This window comes from Dongia sp. (assembly GCF_041909655.1).
Taxonomy (GTDB): domain Bacteria; phylum Pseudomonadota; class Alphaproteobacteria; order Dongiales; family Dongiaceae; genus Dongia.
Genome location: NZ_JAYRDA010000001.1, coordinates 83627 through 109512, shown reverse-complemented (window position 1 = coordinate 109512; position 25886 = coordinate 83627). Strand labels below are relative to the sequence as shown.

General features: G+C 64.9%; 20 protein-coding genes and 1 tRNA gene. 5 read left to right on the top strand and 16 right to left on the bottom strand.

The window, feature by feature from the left end; translation table 11 throughout:
- Positions 1–3 precede the first annotated feature (3 nt).
- The 3 genes from ACE3PR_RS00505 (at position 4) to ACE3PR_RS00495 (ending at position 3881) form a co-directional block, all read left to right on the top strand.
- Positions 4–2121, top strand: a complete 2118-nt coding sequence (locus ACE3PR_RS00505) for a uroporphyrinogen-III synthase (RefSeq protein ID WP_374366924.1) — start codon at positions 4–6, stop codon at positions 2119–2121.
- Positions 2122–2136: 15 nt separating this feature from the next.
- Positions 2137–3750: a heme biosynthesis protein HemY gene (locus ACE3PR_RS00500; RefSeq protein ID WP_374366922.1), complete on the top strand. Its 1614-nt coding sequence runs from the start codon at positions 2137–2139 to the stop codon at positions 3748–3750.
- A 56-nt stretch (positions 3751–3806) separates the two neighbouring features.
- A tRNA-Thr gene (locus ACE3PR_RS00495) sits at positions 3807–3881 on the top strand.
- A gap of 138 nt (positions 3882–4019) precedes the next feature.
- Here ACE3PR_RS00495 and ACE3PR_RS00490 read toward each other — a convergent pair.
- On the bottom strand, positions 4020–4223 hold the full coding sequence (locus ACE3PR_RS00490; protein WP_374366920.1) for a Flp family type IVb pilin: 204 nt from the start codon (positions 4221–4223) through the stop codon (positions 4020–4022).
- Between the two features lie 160 nt (positions 4224–4383).
- Between ACE3PR_RS00490 and ACE3PR_RS00485 the strand changes: the two genes are divergently transcribed.
- Together ACE3PR_RS00485 and ACE3PR_RS00480 are read left to right on the top strand one after the other, a co-directional pair.
- A complete protein-coding gene (locus tag ACE3PR_RS00485) occupies positions 4384–6129 on the top strand; it encodes an ATP-binding protein (protein WP_374366918.1) in 1746 nt (581 codons plus the stop codon).
- Positions 6130–6339: 210 nt separating this feature from the next.
- A complete protein-coding gene (locus tag ACE3PR_RS00480; protein ID WP_374366916.1) occupies positions 6340–7551 on the top strand; it encodes a sugar-transfer associated ATP-grasp domain-containing protein in 1212 nt (403 codons plus the stop codon).
- Positions 7552–7630: 79 nt separating this feature from the next.
- Here ACE3PR_RS00480 and ACE3PR_RS00475 read toward each other — a convergent pair whose 3' ends face one another.
- From ACE3PR_RS00475 to mraY, 15 genes are all read right to left on the bottom strand, one after another.
- Positions 7631–8002, bottom strand: coding sequence for a cytochrome c family protein (locus ACE3PR_RS00475; RefSeq protein ID WP_374366914.1), 372 nt, complete (start codon positions 8000–8002; stop codon positions 7631–7633).
- 89 nt (positions 8003–8091) lie between these two features.
- Positions 8092–8565 carry a PAS domain-containing protein gene (locus ACE3PR_RS00470; RefSeq protein WP_374366912.1) on the bottom strand — a complete coding sequence of 158 codons (474 nt, stop codon included), beginning with the start codon at positions 8563–8565 and terminating at the stop codon, positions 8092–8094.
- 28 nt (positions 8566–8593) lie between these two features.
- On the bottom strand, positions 8594–10642 hold the full coding sequence (gene ligA, locus ACE3PR_RS00465; protein WP_374368060.1) for an NAD-dependent DNA ligase LigA: 2049 nt from the start codon (positions 10640–10642) through the stop codon (positions 8594–8596).
- A gap of 56 nt (positions 10643–10698) precedes the next feature.
- Positions 10699–12378, bottom strand: coding sequence for a DNA repair protein RecN (gene recN / locus ACE3PR_RS00460; RefSeq protein WP_374366910.1), 1680 nt, complete (start codon positions 12376–12378; stop codon positions 10699–10701).
- Between the two features lie 16 nt (positions 12379–12394).
- Positions 12395–13531 (bottom strand): outer membrane protein assembly factor BamD, encoded by a 1137-nt coding sequence (gene bamD, locus ACE3PR_RS00455; protein ID WP_374366907.1) that lies wholly within the window; start codon positions 13529–13531, stop codon positions 12395–12397.
- 204 nt (positions 13532–13735) lie between these two features.
- Positions 13736–15496 (bottom strand): cell division protein FtsZ, encoded by a 1761-nt coding sequence (gene ftsZ, locus ACE3PR_RS00450; RefSeq protein ID WP_374366905.1) that lies wholly within the window; start codon positions 15494–15496, stop codon positions 13736–13738.
- A 43-nt stretch (positions 15497–15539) separates the two neighbouring features.
- Positions 15540–16796: a cell division protein FtsA gene (ftsA, locus tag ACE3PR_RS00445; protein WP_374366903.1), complete on the bottom strand. Its 1257-nt coding sequence runs from the start codon at positions 16794–16796 to the stop codon at positions 15540–15542.
- 2 nt (positions 16797–16798) lie between these two features.
- The gene (locus ACE3PR_RS00440) at positions 16799–17785 is read right to left on the bottom strand and encodes a cell division protein FtsQ/DivIB (protein WP_374366901.1); all 987 of its coding nucleotides are present in this window, start codon (positions 17783–17785) and stop codon (positions 16799–16801) included.
- Positions 17773–18696 carry a D-alanine--D-alanine ligase gene (locus ACE3PR_RS00435; RefSeq protein ID WP_374366899.1) on the bottom strand — a complete coding sequence of 308 codons (924 nt, stop codon included), beginning with the start codon at positions 18694–18696 and terminating at the stop codon, positions 17773–17775. The genes ACE3PR_RS00440 and ACE3PR_RS00435 overlap by 13 nt, the downstream gene beginning before the upstream one ends.
- A gap of 19 nt (positions 18697–18715) precedes the next feature.
- Positions 18716–19669: a UDP-N-acetylmuramate dehydrogenase gene (murB, locus tag ACE3PR_RS00430; RefSeq protein ID WP_374368057.1), complete on the bottom strand. Its 954-nt coding sequence runs from the start codon at positions 19667–19669 to the stop codon at positions 18716–18718.
- Entirely contained in the window at positions 19669–21102 is a 1434-nt protein-coding gene (gene murC / locus ACE3PR_RS00425; RefSeq protein WP_374366897.1) for a UDP-N-acetylmuramate--L-alanine ligase, read from the bottom strand. Before murC ends, murB begins: the two co-directional genes overlap by 1 nt.
- On the bottom strand, positions 21102–22244 hold the full coding sequence (gene murG, locus ACE3PR_RS00420; RefSeq protein WP_374366895.1) for an undecaprenyldiphospho-muramoylpentapeptide beta-N-acetylglucosaminyltransferase: 1143 nt from the start codon (positions 22242–22244) through the stop codon (positions 21102–21104). The genes murC and murG overlap by 1 nt, the downstream gene beginning before the upstream one ends.
- Positions 22241–23362, bottom strand: coding sequence for an FtsW/RodA/SpoVE family cell cycle protein (locus tag ACE3PR_RS00415; RefSeq protein WP_374366893.1), 1122 nt, complete (start codon positions 23360–23362; stop codon positions 22241–22243). Before ACE3PR_RS00415 ends, murG begins: the two co-directional genes overlap by 4 nt.
- A complete protein-coding gene (gene murD, locus ACE3PR_RS00410) occupies positions 23362–24756 on the bottom strand; it encodes a UDP-N-acetylmuramoyl-L-alanine--D-glutamate ligase (protein ID WP_374366892.1) in 1395 nt (464 codons plus the stop codon). Before murD ends, ACE3PR_RS00415 begins: the two co-directional genes overlap by 1 nt.
- 6 nt (positions 24757–24762) lie before the next feature.
- Positions 24763–25869, bottom strand: a complete 1107-nt coding sequence (gene mraY / locus ACE3PR_RS00405; protein ID WP_374366891.1) for a phospho-N-acetylmuramoyl-pentapeptide-transferase — start codon at positions 25867–25869, stop codon at positions 24763–24765.
- Positions 25870–25886: the final 17 nt, after the last annotated feature.

Genomic DNA, 25886 nt, shown 5'->3' with positions numbered 1-25886 from the left:
AGCATGCATATCCTCATCACACGACCCCGGGACGACGCGGCGGCATTGGCCGCCACCCTGGCCGCGCGCGGCATCGAGACAACGCTGGAACCGCTGCTGACGATTCAGCCGGTCGGCGCACCTGTCATCGATCTCGACAACGTGCAGGCAATCCTCTTCACCAGCGCCAATGGCGTCCGCTGTTTCGCCGCGGCGAATCCGCACCGCGACATCAAGGTTTTCGCCGTCGGCGATAATTCCGCCGCGCAGGCCAGGGAACTTGGCTTCACCTCGGTGGAAAGTGCTGCGGGCGATGTCGATTCGCTGGCCGGCTTGGTGATCGACAAGCTGCACCCTCGGGACGGCGCGCTGCTGCACGCAGCGGGCGCCAATCTCGCGGGCGACCTCCGGGGTCAGTTGCAGGCCGCGGGCTTTGTGGTCAACCGTGTGGTACTTTACGATGCCGTTCCGGTCACGGAACTGTCACCGGCCAATGTGATGAATCTGCGCCTGGGCGGGATCGACGCGGTGGCTTTGTTCTCGCCGCGCACGGGCCGGATTTTCGCCGAGTTGTGGCGGCAGGCACAGAACGGCAATGAGGCGGGGCTTGGCGCCGTCACGGCGCTCTGCCTCAGCGCGGCGGTAGCAGCCGAGATCAAGGATCTCGGCTGGCAGCGAATCGTTACCGCCGAGAATCCGGATCGCGAGGGCATGCTGGCCCTCATCGACCGGGAGATGAAGAGGGGGAATGCCGCGATGGTGGGTTCGGATCAGGACAAGGCCACGCTGGCCGGCGAGGGTGAAACGGCGCAAAGCAATGACGCCGCCGATGCCGCGCGCGGTGCCGCCATCATCGCCGCCATGCCAGCGCCTCGTTCGAGCCGCGCCGGCGGCCTGGTCCTGGGCCTGATCGCCGGCGCCCTGGCGGGCGGCGCAGTGACAATCGCCGAGCCTTATTGGCGCCCCTATCTTCCGTTGCAGCAGACCGATACCGGCACGGATCCGGCGCTGGCCACCCAGATCGCCACCGGAATCACCGCCGAGATCGCCGCCCTCAAGGAACAAATCGCGGCGCTGCAATCGGAACAGGATGTCGATGCGGAAGCGCGCAGCCGTATCGACACGCTGCAATCCGAGATCGCCAACTGGAAATCCGAACTGGAGACGGCGACGGGCCAAAGCAGTGCGGGCCAAACGGCGGCGATCGATCTCGGTCCCCTGGAAGGCCGGCTGGAAGCCCTGGAAGGCCGTGTTGCCTCGCTGAGCGAGGCGCTGGCCGCGCAACCGGCACCGGAGGATGTGCCGGAACCGGCGGCACCCGCCGTCGATGCCGCGCGCTTTGACGATCTCAACAGCCGCTTCACCGCCCTCGAAGAAAAACTGGCGGCACTCGACAGCCTGAGCGCCGAGACGGCGACGCAGAAGGCCGAGATCGAAACCGCCAATGCCCGCCTTGCCAATCTCGATCTGCTGGATTCGCGCTTGAAGTCGCTGGAAGAGAACGCGGCAACGCTGGGCAGCGATCTCGAAACATTGGCCAAGGAGCAAGGCGATGCCGCGCTGAAACAGCAGCGCGCGGCGGCCCTGGTCCTGTCGATCGGGCAATTGCGCGGTGTCCTTGGCACCGACAAGGCCTATGATTCCGCCTTGGCCGCCCTGGAAGATCTGGCGCGACCGGATGCCGAGATGACCGCGCGCCTCGCGCCGATCCTGGATCCCTTGCGCGAGAGGGCCGCAAGTGGCGTGCCGACGCTCTCGCAATTGCAGGCAAGCTTTCCGGCAACCGGAATCGCGCAGGCGGCGACCGCCGATGCGGCTGGTGCGGCCATCGGCGTCGAAACCGGCTGGCTGCAGCAGACTCTCAACCGCCTGTCCGAACTCATCACCGTGCGCCCGGTGGGCGATGTCGCGGGCGATGGCGCGCTCGCCATTCTGGCCCGCGCCGAAAACAAACTCGCCGCCGGCGATCTGGCCGGCGCGGTTGCCGAGACGGGCGGCCTCACCGGTCAGGCGGCCGATGCCGTGGCCGCATGGCAGAAGGAAGCGCAAGCGCGCCTCGCCCTCGATGCGGCAGCCGCGCAATTGGCGGCACTCTCGGCCGAGGCCCTCGTGCCGGCCGCAGATCCCACGCAATCGAACTGACAAAGGGCGCCCGTCATGACCTTCAGCCGCGCCCTCTGGTTCATCGTCAAACTCGGCCTGCTGGTGAGCGCCGCCGTCTGGCTTGCCAACCGGCCCGGCAATCTGTCGCTGGTCTGGTTCGGCTACCGGGTCGACATCCCGCCGCTGGGCCTGGCCATGCTGGGTGTCATCATCGGCATTATCGCGCTGTGGTTCGTGGGTCATATCGTGGCGCGGATCATGGCGGTCCCGGGCGAGATCGGCGCCATGCGCGGGCATGCCCGCGAAGCCAAGGGCTATCAGATGCTGACCCGTGGCCTGGCGGCAGCCGCCGCCGGCGATGCGCGTGAAGCCAAGCGCCTTGCGCAATCGGCGCGCAAACTTTTGAGCCATGACGGAATAGAACCACCGATCACGCGCCTCCTCGCGGCACAGGCGGCTCAGCTCGAAGGTGACGACGCGGCGGCGCAGGCACATTTCAAGGCGCTGTCGGAAACACCCGAAACCGCGATCCTGGGTCTGCGCGGTCTTGCCATGGGCGCCCTCAAAGCCGGCGACGAGGAAGAGGCCCGGCGCCTCGCCGAGCGTGCCTTGGCCGCCAATCCCAATGCGCAATGGGCCGCCGATACGGCGCTGCGGCTGCAGGTGAAAGTCGGCCGCTTCGAGGCGGCGGAGAACAGTTTGAAGGCCTTGGTGCGCGCGGGCGCGCTCGGTGCCAAGGACGGGCAGAAGCGCCGCGCCGCCTTGCTGACCGAGAAAGCGCGCCAGGCCATCATCGCCGATGGCAGCGACGTCTCGCCCGATTCCGCCATGATCGCCGCGCGCGAAGCGGTGAAGCTCGCCGGCGATTTCGCGCCGGCGCGTTTCGTGCTCGTGCGCCTGCTGACCCGGGCGGGGAAGCGCAAGGAGGCGATGCGCCTCATCGAACAGATCTGGGACAGCCATCCCCACGAAATCCTGGGCGAGGCCTATCTGCTGGCCGGCGACAACGAACGCCCGCTGGAACGGACCCAGCGCCTGGAGCGTCTGCAACGGCAGAACAGCGATCATCCGGAGACGCACCGCGTGCTGGCCGAAGCCGATCTCGCCGCCGATCTCTGGGGCGAGGCGCGGCGCCATCTGGAGCGCCTCGCGGAACTGGAGCGGGAAAGCCTCGGGGCCCCCACCCGCGCGACCTGCCGCGCCTTTGCCCGGCTCGAGGAACGGGAGCGGCGCGATCCGGCCGCCGCCCGGCCCTGGCTGGATGCCGCCGCAATGGCGCCGGCCGATGCCGCCTGGATCTGCGGCCAATGCGGCCATCCGGGCGAGGCCGGGCCGGAGAGCGGGCAATGGCAATTGACCTGCCCACGCTGCCAGGCCATCGACAGCCTGGTCTGGCGGGTCCCGGAACGGGCGCAATCGGTGCATGGCAGCACCCTGCTTCTGGCCCGGACGCCCGTTGAATCCGACGAAAAGGCCGGCATGGCAGCCGGTTATGGCGCCAATCGGGGCAGCCCCACGATCGAGATTCTGCCGCCCCAGCCCAGCCCTCAATCAGGCCCCCAATCCGGCCCCCTGCCCGGCCGCCCGCCGGCTTCCCCGGGTCCCGAGGTTACCGAACCGGACCGGCAGCCCACCGCCTCTGTTGACGCCGCCCGGCTGATAAACTAGCTTCCGGCCCGCGCCGCCCGGGCTTCGACCCGGGCTTTCTGGGCCGGTTTCCAGGCGCCGCCTTAGCTCAGCGGTAGAGCAACTGATTCGTAATCAGTAGGTCCGCGGTTCAAGTCCGCGAGGCGGCACCATTTTTTCCCATCGATCAGATGTCTTGTTGTGCGTCCCGGCCGGGTAAAGCGCCGCCGGGCCCAGCCGCGCTCTTGCCAACACCCATTCGTCAGCGCATCAGCGGTTGCGGCAGGGCATCAGCATTGAAGACGGAGCCCCTAGGACCCCTGCTCATTTCTCAATGCGCCCTGAAGCTGGTTATCCATGGCGAAGAAAATCCCGCCCAGACCATTGCCGGCGACGATGGTGCCGGCATAAACCGCGAGTGCGACGAAGGCGGCGATGAGGCCATATTCGATTGCCGTCGCACCGGATTGCCAGCGCTCGCGTGATGTCGGTCTGGAAACAGGTTTGTTTGACATGACAGCAATATCCTGACCTTGGCAAACGGCAACCAGAAGGCGGTGAGCCACAGGCTGCCAATCCTATAAATAGCCAAAATGGCGATTTAAGTCACGCATATCGTTTTTTGTGCAAAGTTACTAAAATTGTCATCGCCTGCGTTCGTCTGTTGGGGAAAAAATGCCCGTCGCCAAATCTGCCGCCGCCCGCGCCGGCCGCCTGTCGGTGCGGCGTCTGGCCACTCAATTGCGTGGTGGCGATCCCCTGCGCCTGGTCACCCTGTCCACCATCAGTCTGACGGTGATCGTCGCCGCCGTCAGCATCTGGTGGCTCTATACGCTCAACCGCGACAATGCCAAGCGCGAGCTCACGAACCTCTCCCTGGTGATTTCCGAGCACGTCAACCGGGCCATGAAGACGGTCGAACTGGTCCTGCAGCAATCCAGTGACCGGATGCGCTCGCGCGATACGGCTTTTCCCACCGACCGGCTGGATCTCCATCTGGCCATCCAGGACATGGCCCGCAGCCTCGCTTTCGTGCGAACCATCGCCATCTTCGACGCCGATGGAAACGCCACTGTGACGTCGCGGGAATACCGCGTGACATCCCACAACATCGCCGATCGCGAATATTTCCAGAAGTTGAAGAGCGGTGAAGTCAAAGACATCTATGTCAGCCTGCCGACGCAGAGCGCCACCACCGGCGAGCGGGCGATTTTGGTCAGTCGCCCGATCAAGAATCCCGATGGCAGCTTCGGCGGTATCGTCCGCATCGGCCTTGAGACCGATTACTTCGAGCATTTCTTCGCCTCGATCGATATCGGCCCGGACACGGCCGTCACCCTGATCCGCGGCGACGGCATCCTGCTGCTGCGCTCGCCACCCAACCCCGCCATCATCGGACAGAATCTCGCGGACACGCCGGTCTTCAAGCAGCTTCTCGTCGACAACGCGTTCGGCCTGACCTGGCACGAAAGCCCGGTCGATCACCTCTGGCGCTATGTCGCGGCTCGGCGCCTGCCGGATTTCCCCATGGTGGTGATCCTGTCGGTGTCGGGCAGTTCGGTCATGGCGAATTGGCGCGAACAGGCGATCATCATTGCATTGGGCGCCGCGGTGACGATCGTTTTCCTGCTTTGGCTTTCGCGGATTGCGACCAAGCAATTGCAGCAGCGCGAACGGCGCACCCGCCAGGCTCTGGAGGCCGCGAACGAGGCCAGCCGGGCAAAGTCGAGTTTCCTCGGCGTCATGAGCCATGAATTGCGAACGCCGCTGAATGCCATCATCGGTTTTTCCGACGTGATCTCCCGCGAGACCTTCGGCCCCATCGCAAACCAGAAGTATCTCGATTACGTCAATGACATCAATCAGAGCGGGCGCAATCTGCTGGGCCTCATCAACCAGATCCTCGATCTGTCGCGGATCGAAGCGGGCAAGCACGAGATGCGCATCGAGGGCATCACCCTGGCCGAAGTGTGGCAGCCGATCGCCAACGAGATGGCGGCGGCGGCGGCGGCCAAGAACATCCATCTGTCATTGCGATCCGCCGGCAGCGATCTGGTCTTTGCCGGAGAAAGCCGCGCCATGATGCAGATCATTTCCAATCTGGTCTCGAACGCCGTCAAGTTCACGCCCGAAGGCGGCGAGATCACCGTCTGGGCCGAAGAGGATCCGGCGACCCATGGCGTTCTGGTCGCCGTCGCCGATACCGGACGCGGCATCCCGGCCGACCGGCTGGTCGATGTGCTGCAGCCCTTCGTGCAGATTTCCGATTCCTATTCGCGCGAAACCGGCGGTGTCGGCCTGGGCCTCTCGATCTGCAAATCCCTGGCCGAGGCCATGGGCGGCCGACTCAGCATCGCCAGCCAGGTCGGCAAGGGCACCACGGTTCAGATCAATCTGCGGCGCTGGGTCGAGCGGCCTTGATGGAACGGAGTGGGCCGTGGGCTATCGCGCAAGCAGATCTGATCTGCCTTGAAATTGTCGCTCATGCGCCCTTGCCGGCCCTGAAGGGCCTCGTTATCTCCTCGGCATCGAATTGTATCGGACGCTGATCCCATGAAACCAGAATTGCTTTTGCCGCCCCCCATTCGGCGTCCCGGATTTTGGTTCGGACCGCGACAGGCGGACCATCCCGTGACCGCGGCACTCCAGGAAGAGCGCGCCTGGCGTTTTCAAGATCACGCCAAGCTCCCCGACCGCCTCCTCATGCTGGGGGTCGTCATTCTTTGGCCTTTTATCGCGGCGACCCTCGCCACGCAGCAGGTTTATCGCCTGGGCGCGCGCGTCCGGCGGGAAGCTGGTATCGGTCGCTTGCGGCAATGGGCCGGGCAGATGCAGATCGCGCTTCGCTGGCTGATGTGGCCGCAGCATTACTACATGTTCGAACTCTACCGCCCGGGACAATTGGCAAAGGCGCAAGCCTATCTGCTGCGCGCCCAGACCAAGGAGGGCGCCTATCCGCTCTTCAAGAACAAGACCATGTCCGGTTATCCCGACCACCCATTCAAGGACAAGGCCGCCTTCGCTACCCTTTGCCAGCAACGCCAATTGGCGGTGGCGCCGACCCTTCTCGCCGGTGAGGCGGATGGCCGTGTCACCTGGCCCGAGGGTGTTACCGATCTGCCGGCGGCGGATCTCTTTTTGAAGCCCCGCACCGGGCAAGGCGGTCGCGGCGCCGAGCGCTGGCGATTCCGGGATGGCGCCTGGCACCGTGGCGACCGGCATCTCGACCAGGCCGGCATGATCGCCTATTGCCGCGATCTCTCGCGCCGGCACCCGATGCTGGTGCAACCCTGCCTCGTCAACCACCCGGACCTGAGCGACCTTGCCATCGGCGCTTTGGCAACCATCCGCCTGGTGACGGTTCAAGACATGAACAACGCGCCCAAGGCCGTCGCCGCTGCCTTCCGCATGCCGGCAAACGCTCAATCGGTGGTCGACAATTTTCACGCCGGCGGCATTGCGGCAGCCGTCGATATCGAGACCGGGCATTTGGGTCCGGCGACCGATATCGGCCTTCTTCCCGACAGTGCTTGGCATGAGAAGCACCCCATCACCGGCGCACAGATCGCGGGACGCCAGTTGCCGGCCTGGACGCAAACCAAAACGCTCGCCGTCACCGCGCATGCCGTTTTCGCCAATCGTGTCGCGATCGGATGGGATATCGCGGTCACCCCGCAAGGCCCGGTCATCGTCGAAGCCAACGGCTTCCCCGATCTCGACATCATCCAGCGCACACAAGGCAAGCCGCTCGCCGATATGGAGATTGGCCACTTGTTTGCCCATCATCTGGCGCGGTTGAAAGCGGCCTATATCGCCGGCGGCCTGCGCGAGGTGAAAGATTGATGACGGTCTGTGACGGCTGGACGATGGAGGTGGAAGGAAGCGTCGCGTCAAGCGGCGCTTCCTTTATTTTTGCGCCCCGCTATTGCGCCGCCTTGAGATAGGCGATGAGGTTCTGCAGCTTGTCGTCCTGCTTGATGCCGGCAAAGACCATCTTGGTGCCCGGCACGATTTTGCGCGGCGCGCGCAGATATTCGGCAAGCGTCGCTTCGTCCCAGGTCAGGCCGCTCGATTTCATCGCGTCGGAATAGGCAAAGCCTTCGACGCTGGCCGCCGCGCGTCCGATCACGCCATGGAGAGACGGTCCGATCTTGTTCTTGCCGGCCTCCAAGGTATGGCAGGCCATGCATTGCTTGAAAACCGTCTCGCCCTTCTTGGCGTCCTGCGCCGTCGCGGCCTGCATGCCGATCGACAGGCTCAAGACGACAATCGTTCCGGATATGGCTGCGCGCATCTGGCTTGGCTCCTTCGCTGTGCGGGTGCCTGCCCTTCCTAGGCAAGCTGCGTCAACCTGTCAAAGCGACTTGTTGCCGCTCTCGGCAATCATCTTGCCGGCGCTTTCCGGCCGATGAAATCGACAAAGAACATCAGCATGTCGACCTGGCGGCGATCGCTGGCCAGAGGCAGGATGATGCTTTCGATATACAGGAAGTCCTTGTGCGGACCGACATAAGGCGGGCGGGCAAGCAGTGGCTCGGCACTCTCCATGACCCGCAGATTGTTGTTCCAGACCATCGAACCGGCACTCTGGAACGGAATCTCGCTCAGCCACATGCCGGTCCAATCCTGGGCCATATGCGTGCGCAAGGCCGTACCGATAAGGCGATAGCGAAAATCCAGCGGCGCGCGCCGCACGTCCTTCAGCATCATGCGGGGTATGAGACGCGGCACCTCGGTCAAGGGATCGAGATCGCTGCGCGCCGGCACCAGATCGCCACCCAAGGATTCCTTCTTCGCCAGCCAGTATTCATAGCCGGACAAAACGACCTTGGATTCGATGGCGCCGAGTTCGATCATGCCCCCCAACCACCGTCTTGGTACCGGCTCAGGTCCCGATCAGATCAAGCCATTCCTGTTCGGAAAGAACCGTGACGCCCAATTCCTGGGCCTTTGCCGCCTTGGACCCCGCATCGGCACCCACAATAACATAATCGGTTTTCTTGGATACCGACCCCGCCACCTTGGCACCCAGGGCCTCGGCACGGGCTTTGGCCTCGTTGCGGGTCATCTGTTCGAGGCTGCCGGTAAAGACCACGGTCTTGCCCACCACCGGCGAGGTGCCAATTTTCGGCGGCACGAAATCGCCGACCGTGACGAATGTCGCCAGATCGTCGAGCACCGCCCGGTTGTTCTCCTCGTCGAAGAAATCGATGAGATCCGTCCGGATCGAAGGCCCGATGCGCGCGATCGTGGCCAGATCCTGCGCCGCCGGGCTTTCCGGATCCTTCGCCTCGACCATCGCCCGCCGCCATTCATTCAGGGACAGATAGTGGCGCGCCAGCAGCTTCGCGGTCTCCTCGCCGATCTGCGGGATGCCGAGCGCATAGATGAACCGTTCGAGCGAGATCGTTCTGCGCGCGTCGATCGCCCGCAGGAGATTCTCGACCGAGAGCTCGCCCCAGCCCTCGCGCTTCAGCAGTTCTTCCTTGCGATCCTTGAGCCGGAAGAGATCGGCCGGCGATTTGACGAGGCCGTCCCTGAAGAAGGCTTCGATATTGCGCTCGCCGAGGCCGTCAATATCGAAGGCCATGCGCGAAACGAAATGGCGCAGCCGCTCGACCACCTGTGCGGCGCAGACGAGGCCGCCGGTGCAGCGCGTCGCCGCCTCGCCCTCGATGCGCTCGACATGGCTGCCGCAGACCGGGCAGGTCTTGGGAAACTTGAAACTGGGTCCACGATCCTTGCGATCCGCGTCGATGACGGCGACGACCTGCGGGATGACGTCGCCGGCGCGCTGCACGATGACGCGGTCGCCCACGCGGATATCCTTGCGCGCGATCTCGTCCTCGTTATGCAAGGTCGCACGCGAGACGATGACGCCGCCGACATTGACCGGTTCCAATTCGGCGACCGGGGTCAGCACGCCGGTGCGGCCGACCTGGATCGTGATGCTGTTGAGATGGGTCTGCGCCTGTTCCGCCGGGAATTTATGGGCGATCGCCCAGCGCGGCGCGCGGCCGATGAAGCCGAGGCGCGTCTGCCAATCGACCCGATCGACCTTGTAGACGACGCCGTCGATATCGTAATCGAGCCTGGCGCGGTCGGTCTGGATCTCCTGATAGAAGGCCAGCGTGTTTTCAAGTCCCTCGGTGACGCGGCGCCGGGGATTGACGGCAAAGCCCCATTTCTCCAGCAGATCGATCAGGCCGTGCTGCGATCCCGGATGTTTCGGCAGGCCTTCGACGGCGCCCCAGGCATAGGCGAAGAAAAACAAGGGGCGGGTCGCGGTGATCCTGGCATCCAATTGCCGCAGCGAGCCCGCCGCCGCGTTGCGCGGATTGGCGAAGACCGGCTTGCCGGCCTCTTCCTGCGCCGCGTTCAATTTCAGAAAGCCGGATTTCGGCATGTAGACTTCGCCGCGAATCTCGATCCGGGCCGGGTGATTGCCGTCCTTGAGCCGATGCGGAATGCCGCTCACATGCTTGAGGTTCGCGGTGATGTCTTCGCCCACCGCCCCGTCGCCGCGCGTGGCGCCGCGCACGAAGACACCGTCCTCATAGAGAAGATTGGCCGAGAGCCCGTCGATCTTCGGCTCGGCGGCCAGCGCCACGACCTCATCGGCGCCAAGCCCCAAAAACCGGCGCACACGATCCACGAAATCGCCGACATCCTCCGACGAGAACGCGTTGTCGAGCGAGAGCATCGGCTGCAGGTGCTGCACCTTGGCAAAACCCTGTGCCGGTTCCGCACCCACCACATCGGTCGGGCTGTCGCTGCGTTTCAAATCCGGGAACTGCGCCTCGATCGCCTCGTTGCGCTGCATCAGCGCATCGAATTCGGCATCGGTGATTTCGGGCGCGTCCTTCTGGTAATAGAGCTTGCGGTGTTTGGCGATCGCCTTGGCAAGCTGGGCAAGCTCGAAGGAGGCTTCCATCTTGTTGAGCTCGGCCACCGGCTTCGGCGCCGCCTCTTTGCCTTTGGCCGCCTTGCTCACGCGGCACCCTTGAGGAGCTTGTCGGCGGCGGCGCGCGCTTCGTCGCTGATCGTGGCGCCCGAGAGCATGCGCGCGATCTCCTCGCGCCGCGCCTCGCTGGCGAGGGTCACGACATCGGTGCTGGTCACACCTTTTGCGACTTTCTTCTCGACCCGCCAATGCTGCGCACCCAGGGCCGCTACCTGCGGCGAATGCGTGATCACCAGGACCTGGACCTGGCCGGCAAGGCGCTTCAGCCTTTCGCCCACCGCCGCCGCCGTGGCACCGCCGATGCCGGCATCCACTTCGTCGAAGACCAGGGTGGGTACCGGCTGCGCGCGCGAGAGTGCCACTTTGAGTGCCAGCATGAAGCGGGCTAGCTCGCCGCCCGAGGCGATTCGCTGGATCGGCCCCGGCTCGGCACCGGGATTGGTCGCCACCTCGAAGGCGATGCGTTCCTGCCCGGATTCCCCCCATTGCGCTTCCGGCAAGGCGATCACGCGCGTGACGAAGCTGGCCTTCTCCAGCTTCAACGGCCCCAGCTCCTTGGCGACCGCCTGATCCAAAGCCTTCGCCGCCTTGGTGCGCGCCCGGGAAAGCGATGCCGCCGCCTTCAGGTAGGCCTCGCGGGTCGAAGTGGCACTGGCGGTGAGTTTCACCAGATCGCTGCTGCGCCCGTCGATCAAGGCAAGGCGGGATTTGAGTTCGTCCAGTTGACCGGGCAGATCGTCGGCCCGGATGCGGTGCTTGCGCGCCAGATCGCGCAAGGCATGGAGCCGCTCCTCGACCCGGTCGAGCCGCGCCGGATCGGCATCGAGCGAGGCCTGCAGGTTCTGCAGGCCGGCAATAGCATCGCGCAATTCGACACCGGCACGGTCGAGCGATTCAGCGATCGCCGTCAATTCGCGGCCCAGGGCATCGCCCAGTTTGTCGCCGACCCGCTGCAATTTCCGTTCGGCGGCAATGAGCGCCCGGTCGGCGCCGCGATCGCCGGCGAGATCCTGATGCGCGGCATTGATCGCCTCGATTACCTGGGCGCCCGCCATCAGGACCTGGCGCTCCATGGCGAGCTTGGTTTCTTCTTCCGGCTGCGGGTCCAGCAATTCCAGTTCGGCCACCGCATGGCGCAGATATTCTTCGTCCGACCGCGCCTGGGCCAAAGCCGCCTGCGCCGCGGCGAGGGCCTCTTCCGCCGCGCGCCAGGCCCGGAAGGCAGCACCCGTCGCCGCGCGCTCGGCATTGTGCGCGCCAAAGCCATCGAGCAATTCGCGGTGGCTGGCAGGATCGAGAAGGCCGTGTGTTTCGAACTGGCCCTCGATCTCGATGAGATGTTCGCCCAGCGATTTGAGGAGAGCGACGCTGATCGGCTGGTCGTTGACGAAGGCGCGGCTGCGGCCGTCGCTGCCGACCTGGCGCCGCAGGATGAGGGTGTCGTCGCCGGCGATGCCCTGCTCTTCCAGCAGATGCTGGGCGGCATGATCGCGCGGCAGATGAAACTCGGCCGCGACCACGGCCTGTTGCGCACCCTTGCGCACCAGACCGCTATCGGCGCGCGCCCCCAGGGCCAGGCCCAATGCGTCGAGCAGGATGGATTTGCCGGCACCGGTCTCGCCAGTGAGCACGGTGAGGCCGGCGGCGAAGGTCAGTTCCAGCCGCTCGATCAGAACCACATTATGGATGCTGAGGCCAACCAGCATGGCCCGTCCAATTATCCTATTGCGGCCATTGCGGAGTTTCGCCGGGTGTCAAGAGCGGCTCGCCCGAGGGATCGGTATCGCCGCCGCCGATCGTCGGGTCTTCGCCCATCAGATCGTCCGGCGAATTGGTCTGCAGCAAGGTGCCGTCGTCATGCGACAGGCCGCCCTCGCTCGGTGCCGGCGCGGGTGCCGTCACGACATCGGCAGGCGACCCCTGGACCGCATCCACGGGCACGGCCGGCGGCGCGGGTTGAATGTCGTCCTGCGGCGCCAATGCCGGCGTCGAGGGCGGCACGTCCGGCGCCACGACCGCATCCGGATCGACCAAAGCGATCGGCGGCGGCGCCTCGGTGCCTTCCGGCGTCAGACCGTTGCTGACCAGCAAAGCATAGGCGTCCTGATACCAGGACGAACCCGGATAATTGTAGCCGAGCACGGCGGTGGTCTTCTGCGCCTCGGCAAAGACGCCCAACGCCACATAGGATTCGGTCAGACGCTCCAGCGCCTCCGGCACGTGGCTGGTCGTCTGATAGCGCTCGACCACGCTCTTGAAGCGGTTGATCGCCCCCAGATATTGCTTGCGGACCAGATAATAGCGCCCGACATCCATTTCCTTGCCGGCGAGGTGATCCATCACCAGATCGAGCTTCACGGTCGCATCGCGCGAATAGGGCGTGTTGGGAAAGCGCGCAATGACGTCGGAGAGGGCACGCTGGGCCAGTTCGGTATTGCCCTGGTCGCGCGTCACATCCTCGATTTGCTCATAATAGCAAAGGGCGCGCAGATAAAAGGCATAGGCGGCGTTGCGATTGCCCGGGTGCAATTCGATAAAGCGCTCGAGTGCCGGAATGGCATCGTCATAGGAATCGGTGAGGTAATACGAATAGGCCGCCATCAACTGAGCCTGCGTCGCCCATTTCGAATAGGGATGCTGGCGCTCGACCTCGTCGAAGAGGGTGGCGGCCCGCGTCGGCTCGCCCGATTGCAAAGCGTCCTTCGCGTTGTTGTAGAGCACTTCGACCGGCGTATCCGGGATCTGCGGCTCGTCATTGGAGGAACAGGCCACAAGCAGGCCGGCGGCCAGAGCGAGGCCCGCGAAGCGGCTGGAACTGCGCCGCCAAGCGTTTGATTTACTTCTGATTCGAATCGACATTTGCCTGCTTTTCCCGGGCCGAAGCGGACCGACTATAGGCGGGCGGGGCTTTACGCTCAAGCCCGTGGTCGGATCACGTGGATCCGCAGGTAACCTCTTCTTGCACAAAGAAAAAAGGCCCGGACAGCCGAAGCTGCCGGGCCTTGCAAGTTTAAAGGCACCAAATCCGGGCCGCGCGGCGGCCCGGCCGTCAATCAACCAGCCTCAATTCGCCTGGCGGCGCAGGAAAGCCGGAATGTCCAGCGTCTCCTCTTCCTGGCGCGAGGGCGCCAGACGCTCGGTCGGATCGAGATTCAACGAGGGCTGATAACCCTGCTGGCCGTCATTGCGGGGGCTGACCCGCGGCTCCGGCCGGCCCTGCGCCGGATTGCCCGGCGCGGCGTTCTTCGACTGGCCGCCAAAGCGGCTGGTCATCTTTTCAAACAGGCTCGGGGCCCGCTTGCGCGCATCCGGCTGCCGCGCATCGACATTCGGTGAGGCCTGCAAGGCCTGCGGCGTCACCGTCTCTGCGGCCGGCATGCTGTAGCCTTGCGTCGCAGCCGGGGCCGACATCCTGGGTGCCGGTTGCGACACCACGGCATGCGCCATGGCGGGCTGGGCCGAACGGGCTTCCATCGCCGGCGGGGCGATGAAGGCGCCGCCATTGTCGGGCGCGCGGTCGAAGGCGCGTTCCTGAGGCCGCGTCGTGATCGCTTCCAGAGCCGACATTTCGTCCTTCAGGATCGGCCGCGCCGGCTGCGCCTGAAGTGCCGTCGCCCCCATGGTCGGGGTCATCATCTGCGAATGACCCATCTGCGGCTGGCTCGCAGACGGACGCTGGCCGCCCGCCTGGGCGGTCACCGAATGCGCCTGCACGGCCTGAACGCTGACCGGCTGCACCGAGATGCCGGCACTCGTCCGGTCCTCGCCGGCATAGCCGCCGGTCTGCGGGTTCGGGTTGCGGGCGACGATCGAGAGGCCGCCGCCCATGGCCGCACCGCGCGGCTGCACCTGGGCCACCGATTCGATACCCGTCGCCACCACCGAGATGCGGATCTTGCCGTCGAGCGATTGGTCGAAGGTCGAACCGAAGATGATGTTGGCATCGGGGTCCACTTCGTCGCGGATGCGGTTGGCCGCTTCGTCGACCTCGAACAAGGTCATGTCCATGCCGCCGGTGATGTTGATGAGGACACCGCGTGCACCCTTCATGCTGACTTCGTCGAGCAGCGGGTTGGAAATCGCTGCCTCGGCCGCCGCGATGGCTCGGTTGTCGCCGGTCGCTTCGCCCGTCCCCATCATCGCCTTGCCCATCTCGCTCATCACCGCGCGGATATCGGCGAAATCGAGATTGATGAGGCCCGGCATCACCATCAGATCGGTGACGCCGCGCACACCCGAATAGAGCACTTCGTCGGCCATCTTGAAGGCATCGGCGAAGGTGGTCTTTTCATTGGCGATGCGGAACAGGTTCTGGTTCGGAATGATGATCAGCGTATCCACGTATTGCTGCAATTCCTGGATACCGGAATCGGCGAGGCGCATGCGATGCGCACCTTCAAAGTGGAAGGGCTTCGTGACCACGCCGACGGTAAGGATGCCCTGCTCGCGGGCGATCTGCGCCACCACGGGGGCGGCACCCGTGCCCGTACCGCCACCCATGCCGGCGGTGATGAAGGCCATGTTCGAACCCGCCAATTGCTCGGCGATCTCGCGCACGGCTTCCTCGGCCGAGGCGCGGCCGATATCCGGGCGGGCGCCTGCGCCCAAACCCTTGGTCACGGTCGAACCCAACTGGATGCGGCGTTCGCACAAAGATTGCTGCAGCGCCTGGGCGTCGGTATTGGCGACCATGAACTCGACGCCTTCCAGCTTCGAGCGGATCATGTTGGAAACGGCATTGCCGCCGGCGCCGCCCACGCCGATCACGGTGATCTTCGGACGGATGTCGAACGGATCTTGGGGAAGTGAGAGATTGAGCGTCATTTTGGTGCCTCCAATTTTCAGGATGTTTATTCGGTACGCATGGTCAGAAATTGTCCCGCAGCCAGGTGCCGAAACGGCCGATCAAACCGTTGGGCACATGGTCGCGGGCTTTGCCGGGGTGAAGTGATTCGGAATCGGTCTCGAGCGCGTAAGCGAGCAGGCCCGTGGCGGTCGCAAAAGCCGGGCCGTTGGTGGAATCCGCCAGACCGTGAATGCGCAAGGGGCGGCCCATGCGCACCTGCTTGTCCAGCACCAGGGCCGACAATTCGCGGACACCGGAGAGCTGGCTGGCCCCGCCCGTGAGCACGACGCGGCGGCCCGCGACCTTGTCGAAGCCCGAGCTTTCCAGGCGCGAACGCACCAGCTCGAACGTCTCCTCGAGGCGCGGCTGGATGATGCCGATAAGGATCGAGCGCGGAATGGCGTTCATGAGGCCGCTCTCTTCCTCGCCGACCTGCGGCACCTGGATGATCTCGCGCTCGTCCGCCGGCGTCGCCAGGCAATTCCCATAAAGCGTCTTCATCCGCTCGGCATGAGTGAGCGGTGTGGAAAGGCCGCGCGCGATGTCGTTGGTGACATGGGCGCCGCCGATCGGGACGGAATCGGTATAGACGACATGGCCGTCGAAGAAGACCGCCAGCGAGGTGGTGCCGGCACCCATGTCGATCACGGTGACGCCGAGATCCATTTCGTCATCGACCAGACTGGAAAGGCCCGAAGCGAAGGGCGAGACCACCAGCGCCTTGATGTCGAGATGGCAGCGGGCGACGCAGGTGGTGAGGTTGCGCACGGCACCGGCCGCCGCGGTGATCACATGCATGTCGACACCCAGGCGCTCGCCGAACATGCCCCTGGGGTCGCGGATGCCCTTGGAGCCGTCGATCGAATAGCCGACCGGGATGGAATGAATGAGGCGGCGCTCGGCATTGCCGTTGATCTGGCTGCCATGCATGAGCACGCGTTCGAGATCATGCTCGCCCACCTCGCGGCCCGAGAGCGGCACTTCGACGCCGACCGTCTGCGAGGCGGGATAACCGCCGGAAAGATTGAGCACCACTTCCTGGATGGTCTCGCCCGCCATCTGCTCGGCGGCGTGGACGGTCGACAGCACCGCCATCTCGGCCTGTTCCATGTCGACGATGGCGCCGCCACGAAGGCCGCGCGAGACCTGATGGCCGATACCGATCACGTTCGGGCGGCCGTCATCGGCCACCCGCGCGATGAAGCAGCAGATCTTGCTGCTGCCGAGATCGATGGCAGCGATCAAACCGTTCTTGGGCGCGATGCGGGGCTTCTTCATCGTCAGGTCTCGTTGCTCGTGCCGTTTTTGGCCGCACCGGGTTTAATCACGCCGGGTTCTGCCGGATCAGGAGAAGCCGCCGGCTGCGCTGCCGATTCCGGCGGCGGCGGTGCCTGGCGGACGATCAGCTTGTCGCTCTGGCGGAGGTCGATCACGGTCACGTCTTTCTCCAGCAGGCGCTGTTGACGCTCAAGTGCTGCGAACCGCGCCCAGGCTGCGACCGCGTCGATCTCCGGCAGCTTGATGTCGATGCCGTTATCGGTGCGAAGGTTCCAGCGGCGCTGGCCCACCAGCACGGCCGCGGTCACGCGCTGGCGCAATTCGGGTTCGGTCGCCAGCAAGGCGAAGAGATCGCCGGCCGCCTGCGGGGCGCCATCGCCCACGATCACCGGCAGATGACCGAAACGGGCGATGTCGTCGATGGCAAGCACCTGGCCGCTGCGGCTCACCAGATGGAAAACGCCCTGGCGCTGCCACAAGGCCAGGGGCTCGGCTTCGGTCAGGATGACATGCAGGGTGTCGGGCAGATGACGCTCCACCACGGCATCGGTCACCCAGGGCAGTTCCAGCAGACGCTGGCGCGCCGCTTCGAGGTCGAGGGCAAAGATAGCGTCGCCCTTGAGCGCGCCCAAAGCCAGCATGATGGCCTGCGAATCCGTCTCGCCGCGACCTTCGACTTCGAGTTTCTCGATCCGGTAGCCGGCATCGGCGCTCATGTTCAGCAGACGCTGCCCGGCACTCCCCAGCAGATAGGCGCTCCAGCCCGAGGCGATCACCCAATAGAGCAGGCCGCCCAGAACGGCGATGACACCGCCGGCAATCCCCGCCGTCGCCAGATGGCGTTCCAGCGCCGAACGTGGCCGCTTGCGCGCCGGCACGCGCTGCGAGGCCGGCACCTGGCGCTTGCGCATCGGTCCGGTCATCGAGAGCGCGCCGGGGCTGATCCCGGCCGACATGATACCAGCGGGGGCTGTCTTCAGGCGTCGCATGCAGCGTGCTCCACCATCCAGGACACCAATTGCGGATAGGAAATGCCGAGATGCCGCGCCTGTTCCGGCACCAGGCTGAGATCGGCCATGCCGGGCTGGGTGTTCGTCTCCAGAATATAAATCTCGCCGATACCGCCGCCCTTGGTGTCGTCATAGCGGAAATCAGACCGGGAGACCCCGCGGCAACCCAAAACCTGATGCGCCACCAGCGCCATGCGCTGGCATTCGGCATAGACATCGGCCGGCAGGGGTGCCGGAATGAGATGCTCGGTGAGCCCGCCGGTATATTTGTTGGTGTAATCGTAGAAGCCGGATTTCGGGCAAAGCTCGGTCACCGCCATGGGCTTGTCGCCCATCACGCCGACGGTCAATTCGCGGCCCGGGATGAATTTTTCGACCAGGACCAGATCGCCGAACGGCCAATCGATGCCGTCGAAGGGCCGCGCATTGTCGCCTTCGCGGATGATGGTGACGCCGACGCTCGAGCCTTCGTTGAAGGGCTTCACCACATAGGGGCGCGCCAGGGGATCGCCTTTCAGCAATTCCTTGCGCGAGAGCAGCTTGCCCTCGGGCACGCGCAGCCCCGCCTGGGCGAAGAGCTTCTTTGCCACCGGCTTGTCCATGGCAACGGCCGAAGCCATCAGGCCGGAATGGGTATAGGGAATCTTCAGCAGATTGAGGACGCCCTGGATATTGCCGTCCTCGCCGCAGCGACCGTGGAGCGCGTTGAAGACGACGTCCGGTTTCTGCCCGCGCAATTCCTGGATGAACGCCACCAGATCCTGCCTGGCATCGAGCGTCTCGACGGCATAGCCGGCCTCTTTCAAGGCCGCCGCGCAATTGGTGCCGGAAGCGAGCGAGACTTCCCGCTCCGCCGACCAGCCGCCCATGAGTACCGTCACGCGCTTCATACCAATTCCAATCCTTCGCTCACGCTTCACTCTTCGACTGGATCGCCAGGGGCGAATCCGCCGGCACGCCGATCCGCTTGATTTCCCAGGCGAGATCCACGCCGCTCTTTTGCTTCACCCGATGCCGTACCATCTCGCCGAGGGCTTCGATCTCGGCGGCAGTGGCGGTGCCGGTATTGATCAGGAAGTTGCAATGCTTCTCCGAGACCATGGCGCCACCCAGGGTGAGACCGCGGCAGCCCGCCTGATCGATCAATTCCCAGGCCTTGCCGCCGATCGGATTGACGAAGGTGCTGCCGCCCGTGCGGGCGCGCACCGGCTGGCTTTCTTCGCGGCTTGCCTGGATCTCGTTAAGGCGCGCCTGGATCACGGCCGGGTTTCCCGCCGTGCCGGCAAGTTCGGCACCGCAGAAAATCCAGTCGGCCGGCACCTTGCTGTGGCGATAGGTGAAGCCCATCGCATCGGCATCCAGCCGGTGCAGATGGCCCTGACGGTCAAGCGCGGTCGCACCCGTGAAGACCTGCGAGAGGTCGGCTCCATAGGCGCCGGCATTCATGCGCAGCGCACCGCCAATCGTTCCCGGAATGCCCGAGAGAAATTCAAGGCCGGCAATGCCGGCGGCGCGCGCCGCCAGAGCGACGTTGAGATCGAGTGCCGCAGCACCCGCAAGGACATGCGTGCCCTCGGTACGGATTTCGGCAAAGGCACGACCGAGGCGGATGACGACGCCCGGAATGCCGCCATCGCGCACCAGCAGATTGGAGCCGACACCCAGCACCGTGATCGCCACGTCTTCCGGGCAATGCGCCAGAAAATGCTGCAGATCGGCAACGTCGGCCGGCTTGAAAAGAACTTCCGCCGGGCCGCCGACACGGAACCAGGTGACCTTGGCGAGGCTCGCCCCTTCGGTGAGGCGGCCGCGCACGGCTGGCAGACGATCGATGAGCGCGCTATGTCGCGGGATCGCGGTCATCATTTCCTGACCTCCAGCAGCGGCTTCAGCTCGCCCGGCAGGGCATGGGCCCATTGCGTGATGTTGCCGGCACCCAGGCAGACCACCATGTCGCCCGGCCGCACCAGCGGCGCCACCATGGCGGCGAGATCCTTCGGATCGGCCAAGTGATCGACATGGCGATGGCCGTGCTCGCGCAGGCCCTGCACCAAAGCGGCACCGCTCACACCCTCGATCGGCACTTCGCCCGCCGCATAGACGTCGGCGATGATGACGTGATCGGCGTCGTTGAAGCAGGTGCAGAAATCCTCGAACAGATTGCCGAGGCGCGAATAACGATGCGGCTGCATAACGGCGATGACGCGGCCCGGTTTTTCGACACCCTGTGTCGCTTGCCGGGCAGCTTTCAGCACGGCGGCGATTTCGACCGGGTGATGGCCGTAATCGTCGATCACGGTGACACCGCCCGCTTCGCCGGTGCGGGTAAAGCGCCGTTTGACGCCGCCGAATTTGCCGAGGCCCGTCTGCAGCACCGAATCCTCGACACCCATCTCGTTGGCGACCGCGATGGCAGCCAGGCTGTTCTGCACGTTGTGGCGGCCGACCATGGGCAAATGCACGCCCTTGATCGTACGCTGCGTCTCGCGATACCGGTCACTGATGACGACGCTGTAGGTCGAGCCGGTCGGAGCCATCTCGAGATCGATGGCCCGCACATCGGCCTGGGGCGAGAAGCCGTAGGTGATGATGCGCCGGTCGGCGAGGCGCGGGATCATCGCCTGCACCACCGGGTGATCGATGCAGAGTGCCGCAAAACCGTAGAACGGGATGTTCTTGACGAATTCCTCATAGGCCCGGTTCATCGCATCGACATTGCCGTAATGATCGAGATGCTCGGGGTCCATGTTGGTGACGACGGCGATGGTGGCCGGCAGCTTCAGGAAGGTGCCGTCACTCTCATCCGCCTCGACCACCATCCAGTCGCCGGCACCCAGGCGTGCATTGGTGCCGTAATTGTTGATGATGCCGCCATTGATCACGGTGGGATCGAAACCGGCGGCTTCTAGGAGGGCCGCGACCAATGAAGTCGTCGTGGTCTTGCCATGGGTCCCGCCGATGGCGATCGACCATTTGAGGCGCATCAGCTCGCCCAGCATCTCGGCGCGGCGCACCACGGGCAGGAGCTTGGCGCGCGCCGCCATCACTTCCGGATTGTCCGCCTTGACCGCCGAGGAGATCACAACGACCGCGGCATCGGCGAGGTTCTCGGCGCGGTGGCCGATCTCGACCGGGATGCCCTTGTCGCGCAAGCGCTTGGTATTGTAGCTGTCGGCGATGTCCGAACCGCGCACCTTGTAGCCGAGATTGTGCAGGATCTCGGCGATGCCGCTCATGCCGATTCCGCCGATGCCGACGAAATGGATCACCCCGATATCGAGTGGCAGGGCGCGCATTACTTCGTCTCCGCGGATAGCTGGCTGCGCCGGGCGGCGGGCAGCAGATTGATGACAAGATCGGCCAAACGTTCGGCCGCGTCGCGCTTGCCGAGACTGCGCGCGGCAAGCGCCGCCTGGGCCAGGCGCTCGGGTGCCGCGCTCAGCGTGGTCAGGCGCTCGGCGATGGATGAGGGTGAAAAAGCGGCCTCGGTCAGCACCCAGCCGCCGCCGCGTTCTTCCAAAGCCTGAGCATTGGCCAATTGGTGGCCGTCGATCGAATTGGGCAGCGGCACCAGGATGGCCGGCCGCCCCGCCGCGGCAAGTTCGGCCACGGTCGAGGCACCGGCACGGCAGAGCACCAGATGCGCCCAGTCGAGACGCGCCGGCATGTCGTCGAAGAAGGATTTGAGCTCGACCTCGATTCCGGCATTCCGGTAGGCCGTGGCGACCGCTTCGATATCCTCCGGGCGGCATTGCTGCACGATGCGGAGTTTCCGCTTCACGTCGGCCGACATCAAAGCGAGGCTTGCCGGCACATGCTGCGAGAACGAGCGCGCGCCGAGGCTGCCGCCGAAGACCAGCAGATTGAGCGGACCCTCGACATTCGGTGCCCGGTAAGGCTTGTCGGCCAGGGCCGCGATCGCCGGGCGCACCGGATTGCCGGTAACGACGATCTTCTCGGTCGGCAGTTTCTCGCAGAATTTCACGTGGTCGAAGCTCAGGGCCACCTTGCTGGCGCGCTTCATCAGGAAGCGGTTGGCTCGGCCGGCGACGGCGTTCTGTTCATGGAGCACCGTCCGGTTCTCGCGCTGCTGCGAGGCGAGCAGTGGCGGCACCGAGGGATAGCCGCCGAAACCGACAGCCACCGCCGGGTCGAGCCGGCGCACCAGCTTGCGGCATTGCAGATAGCCCAGGCCGAGGCGCGCCAGATTCTTGAATTTCGCACCCAGCCCCTTGCCGGCGACGCCGCCCGCGGCGACGCGGTGCACCGCCACTTGCGGCAGCCGGTCGCCGAAACCCTGGCCGCGCTCGTCGGTCACCAGATCCACCTTGCAGCCACGGCGCAGCAACACTTCCGCGAGAGCTTCGGCCGGGAACATGTGGCCGCCGGTGCCACCGGCGGCCAGCAGGATGCGGATGCCGTTGTCATGCGCGTTCATGGCTCGACGCTCCCCGGGAAACGGCGGCGCGTGAGAGCCAGCAGCATGCCGATGCCAAGACCGATCGCGACGATCGAGGAACCGCCATAGGAGATGAACGGCAGGGTCATGCCCTTCGTGGGCATGAGATGCAGCGTGGACGCCATGTTGACGATGGCTTGCAGGCCGAATGAGGTGACGAGACCGGTCGCGGCGAGGATGATGAAATGATTGTGCTCGCCCAGCAGCCGCGAAAGGGCCCGCAGCACCACGAAGGCAAAGAGCGCCACCAGGATGAGGCAGACGATGAGGCCGAATTCCTCGCCGGCCACCGCGAAGACGAAATCGGCATGGGCGTCCGGCAGGACCAGCTTCACCGTACCCTCGCCCGGGCCGGTGCCGTAAAGGCCACCGCTCTGGAAGGCTTCGAGCGCGCGGTCGATCTGATAGGTATCGCCGCTTTCCGGGTTGAAGAACTGATCGACGCGCTCGGTGACGTGGGGCAGCATGAAATAGGCACCGACCAGACCGGCGATGCCGAAACCCACCAGCAGCAGAACCCAGAAGATCGGCAGGCCGGCAATGAAGAACTGCGCCGCCCAGGTCGCCGTCACCACCGCGGTCATGCCGAGATCCGGCTGCTTCAGCAATACGCCCACCACCACCAGGAAGACCGCGATCGCGATCGCATTTCCCGGAACGCCGGGCGAGGTTTTCTGCAGCGAGAACATCCAGGCGGCGAAGACCGCGAAACAGGGCTTCAGGAATTCCGAGGGCTGCAGCGAGAGCGGCCCCAGCGCGATCCAGCGCGTCGCACCCTTGATCTCGGCGCCGATGAAAAGAGTGAGGAAAGTGAGGGTGAAAAACACCAGGAACAGGATGACGCCGAGGCGCCGCACCTGACGCGGGCTCAGCATCGAAGCGCCGATGATGGTACCCAGCGCCAGCGGCAGCATCAGGAAATGCCGCTGTGCCAGGGCGAAATTGTCCATGCCGATGCGCGTGGCGACGGCCGGGCTCGCCGCCAGCACCAGGATGGCGCCGAGGAACATAAGCGCGAAGATGGAGGCCAGCATCCAGCGGTCGACCGTCCACCACCATTGCCCGACGATGCTGCGATCGGTGCGCGCAAAAGCCATCACGCACCTCCCTGCTTGGCAGCGAGTTCTTCGACCAGCGCACGGAAGCGCTGGCCGCGGATCTCGAAATTCGGAAACTGATCCCAGGAGGCGCAGGCCGGCGCCAGCAGGACGACGGCACCTTCCTTCTTCTCGCGCTGCGCCAGGACATGGGCGGCGGCCACCGCCTTGTCGAGCGTGCCGCATTGCGTGAGCGGGAAGGCGCGGCCGATCTGCTTTGCAAAAGCAGCCGCTGCCTCGCCGATCAGGAAGCCATGACGGATCTTCGGATAGAAATTCTCGAGACCGGCCAGGCCACCGTCTTTCGCGCGGCCGCCGATGATCCAATAGATGTTGTCGTAGCAGGCCAGCGCCTTTGCCGCGGCATCGGCATTGGTGGCCTTGCTGTCATTGACATAACGCACGCCGGCGATGGTCGTCACCAATTCCTGGCGATGCGCGAGACCGGGATAGCTTTGCAGGCCGGCGACGATGTCTTGCACGCTCAGGCCCAAGGCCTTGGTGGCGAGATAGGCGGCGGCAGCGTTCTGCCAGTTATGCGGACCCGGCAAGGTCGGAATGGTCTTGAGATCGACGATCTTGTGCGGCTCGCCCCGGATCGCATCGACCAGGATGCCGCCCTGCACATAGATGCCGCCCGCGACCGGCCCCGCCACCGAAATCGGCACCAGGCGGCGGCCCTTGTCTTTCAAGGTTTCGAAGGTCTTGCGGCAGGGTTCGTCGTCGATGCCGACGATGCCGATGCTGCTGCGGCCCTTGGGACGCAGGATCGATTGCTTGGAGGCGATATAACCTTCCATGCCGCCATGCCGGTCGAGATGATCCGGCGTGATGTTGAGGAGGATGGCGATATCGGCGATCGGCGAGGGCGTGAGATCGAGCTGATAGGAGGAAAGCTCCAGCACATAGATGCCGTCGGGACCCAGCGGACGCAGGGTGAGTGCTGCCTGACCGAGATTGCCGCCGACCTCGACCGATTTCCCCGCCGCCTTCAGGATATGGGCGATGAGGGTCGTGGTGGTCGATTTGCCGTTGGTCCCGGTAATGCAGACAAAGCGCGATGTCGGCTGCGCCACGGCAAGGAGGGCGATGTCGCTGCCGATCGGCTTTCCCGCTGCCTTGGCCGCCGCCGCGACCGGATGCGGCGCCGGATGCGTCAATGGGATACCCGGGCTCATCACCAGACCGTCGATCTGCGACCAATCAACGTTGTGCAGATCGACCAGGATGTCGGCGGGTGCTGCCATCCGCGCGGTTTCGGAATCGTCCCAGGCCAGCACACGGGCGCCCGACGCAATCAGCCGCTCGGCCGTCGCCATACCGGTACGGCCGAGGCCCAGCACCGCGATGGTGCGCCCCTGCACGTTCGGAATATGGAGGCTGAGTTCGGCCATCGGATCCTACCGCAATTTCAAGGTGGCAAGGCCGACCAGCGCCAGCACGGCGGCGATGATCCAGAACCGGATGACGATGGTGGGTTCGGCCCAGCCCTTCTTTTCGTAATGGTGATGCAGCGGCGCCATGCGGAAGACGCGCTTGCCGGTCATCTTGAAGCTCATCACCTGGACGATCACCGAGACCGTCTCGAGGACGAAGAGACCGCCGATGATGGCCAGCACCAATTCATGCTTGGTGATGACGCTGATGGCGCCCAGTGCCCCACCCATGGAAAGCGAGCCGGTATCGCCCATGAAGACCATGGCCGGCGGCGCGTTGAACCACAAAAAGCCCAGGCCGGCGCCGCAGAGCGCCCCGCAGAAGACCGCGAGCTCGCCCGAGCCCGGCACGAAATGGAGCTGCAGGTATTCGGCGAAGACCGCGTTGCCGACCAGATAGGCGATAAGCGCGAAGCAGGCGGCGGCGATCATTACCGGCACGGTGGCAAGCCCGTCGAGCCCGTCGGTGAGGTTGACCGCGTTGGAAGCCCCCATCATCACCAGGGCGCCGAAGATCAGGAAACCGAAGCCCAGCGGTATGAGCACGTCCTTGAAAAAGGGCAGCGCCACGCTGGTGGCGAGGCCCGCCGGCTGCGCGATGGTGCTGTGCTGGTGATAGACGATGACGATCGTGGCGATGAGGCCGATCGCCGCCTGACCCACCAGCTTGATGCGGCCGTTCAATCCCTTGGTGTTGCGCTTGGTGAGCTTCAGGAAATCGTCGGCGAAGCCGATCGCGCCATAGCCGATCGTGACCAGCAGCACGACCCAGACATAAATGTTGGAAATATCCGCCCACAGCAAGGTCGTGATACTGGCCGAAAGCAGGAACATGAGCCCGCCCATGGTCGGCGTGCCCTTCTTGGTGAGGAGATGGCTCTCCGGCCCGTCATCGCGGATCGGCTGGCCCTCGCGCTGCAGCTTTTTGAGCCAGCGGATCATGCCGGGGCCGATCACCAGCGTCAGAAACAGGGCGAACAGCACCGCGCCGCCGCTCCGGAAGGTGAGGTACCGGAACAGGTTGAAGATGCGGAGATCTTCGGCCAACGGTGCGAGCAGATTATAGAGCATGTGTCCCCTGGTTCCCC

What these genes read in the sequence shown, in the direction of transcription:
- ACE3PR_RS00505 (WP_374366924.1), top strand. Translation starts at nt 4, where the DNA reads ATGCATATCCTCATCACACGACCCCGGGACGACGCGGCGGCATTGGCC.
- ACE3PR_RS00500 (WP_374366922.1), top strand. Translation starts at nt 2,137, where the DNA reads ATGACCTTCAGCCGCGCCCTCTGGTTCATCGTCAAACTCGGCCTGCTG.
- ACE3PR_RS00490 (WP_374366920.1), bottom strand. Translation starts at nt 4,223, where the DNA reads ATGTCAAACAAACCTGTTTCCAGACCGACATCACGCGAGCGCTGGCAA.
- ACE3PR_RS00485 (WP_374366918.1), top strand. Translation starts at nt 4,384, where the DNA reads ATGCCCGTCGCCAAATCTGCCGCCGCCCGCGCCGGCCGCCTGTCGGTG.
- ACE3PR_RS00475 (WP_374366914.1), bottom strand. Translation starts at nt 8,002, where the DNA reads ATGCGCGCAGCCATATCCGGAACGATTGTCGTCTTGAGCCTGTCGATC.
- ACE3PR_RS00470 (WP_374366912.1), bottom strand. Translation starts at nt 8,565, where the DNA reads ATGATCGAACTCGGCGCCATCGAATCCAAGGTCGTTTTGTCCGGCTAT.
- ligA (WP_374368060.1), bottom strand. Translation starts at nt 10,642, where the DNA reads ATGGAAGCCTCCTTCGAGCTTGCCCAGCTTGCCAAGGCGATCGCCAAA.
- recN (WP_374366910.1), bottom strand. Translation starts at nt 12,378, where the DNA reads ATGCTGGTTGGCCTCAGCATCCATAATGTGGTTCTGATCGAGCGGCTG.
- bamD (WP_374366907.1), bottom strand. Translation starts at nt 13,531, where the DNA reads ATGTCGATTCGAATCAGAAGTAAATCAAACGCTTGGCGGCGCAGTTCC.
- ftsZ (WP_374366905.1), bottom strand. Translation starts at nt 15,496, where the DNA reads ATGACGCTCAATCTCTCACTTCCCCAAGATCCGTTCGACATCCGTCCG.
- ftsA (WP_374366903.1), bottom strand. Translation starts at nt 16,796, where the DNA reads ATGAAGAAGCCCCGCATCGCGCCCAAGAACGGTTTGATCGCTGCCATC.
- ACE3PR_RS00440 (WP_374366901.1), bottom strand. Translation starts at nt 17,785, where the DNA reads ATGCGACGCCTGAAGACAGCCCCCGCTGGTATCATGTCGGCCGGGATC.
- ACE3PR_RS00435 (WP_374366899.1), bottom strand. Translation starts at nt 18,696, where the DNA reads ATGAAGCGCGTGACGGTACTCATGGGCGGCTGGTCGGCGGAGCGGGAA.
- murB (WP_374368057.1), bottom strand. Translation starts at nt 19,669, where the DNA reads ATGACCGCGATCCCGCGACATAGCGCGCTCATCGATCGTCTGCCAGCC.
- murC (WP_374366897.1), bottom strand. Translation starts at nt 21,102, where the DNA reads ATGCGCGCCCTGCCACTCGATATCGGGGTGATCCATTTCGTCGGCATC.
- murG (WP_374366895.1), bottom strand. Translation starts at nt 22,244, where the DNA reads ATGAACGCGCATGACAACGGCATCCGCATCCTGCTGGCCGCCGGTGGC.
- ACE3PR_RS00415 (WP_374366893.1), bottom strand. Translation starts at nt 23,362, where the DNA reads ATGGCTTTTGCGCGCACCGATCGCAGCATCGTCGGGCAATGGTGGTGG.
- murD (WP_374366892.1), bottom strand. Translation starts at nt 24,756, where the DNA reads ATGGCCGAACTCAGCCTCCATATTCCGAACGTGCAGGGGCGCACCATC.
- mraY (WP_374366891.1), bottom strand. Translation starts at nt 25,869, where the DNA reads ATGCTCTATAATCTGCTCGCACCGTTGGCCGAAGATCTCCGCATCTTC.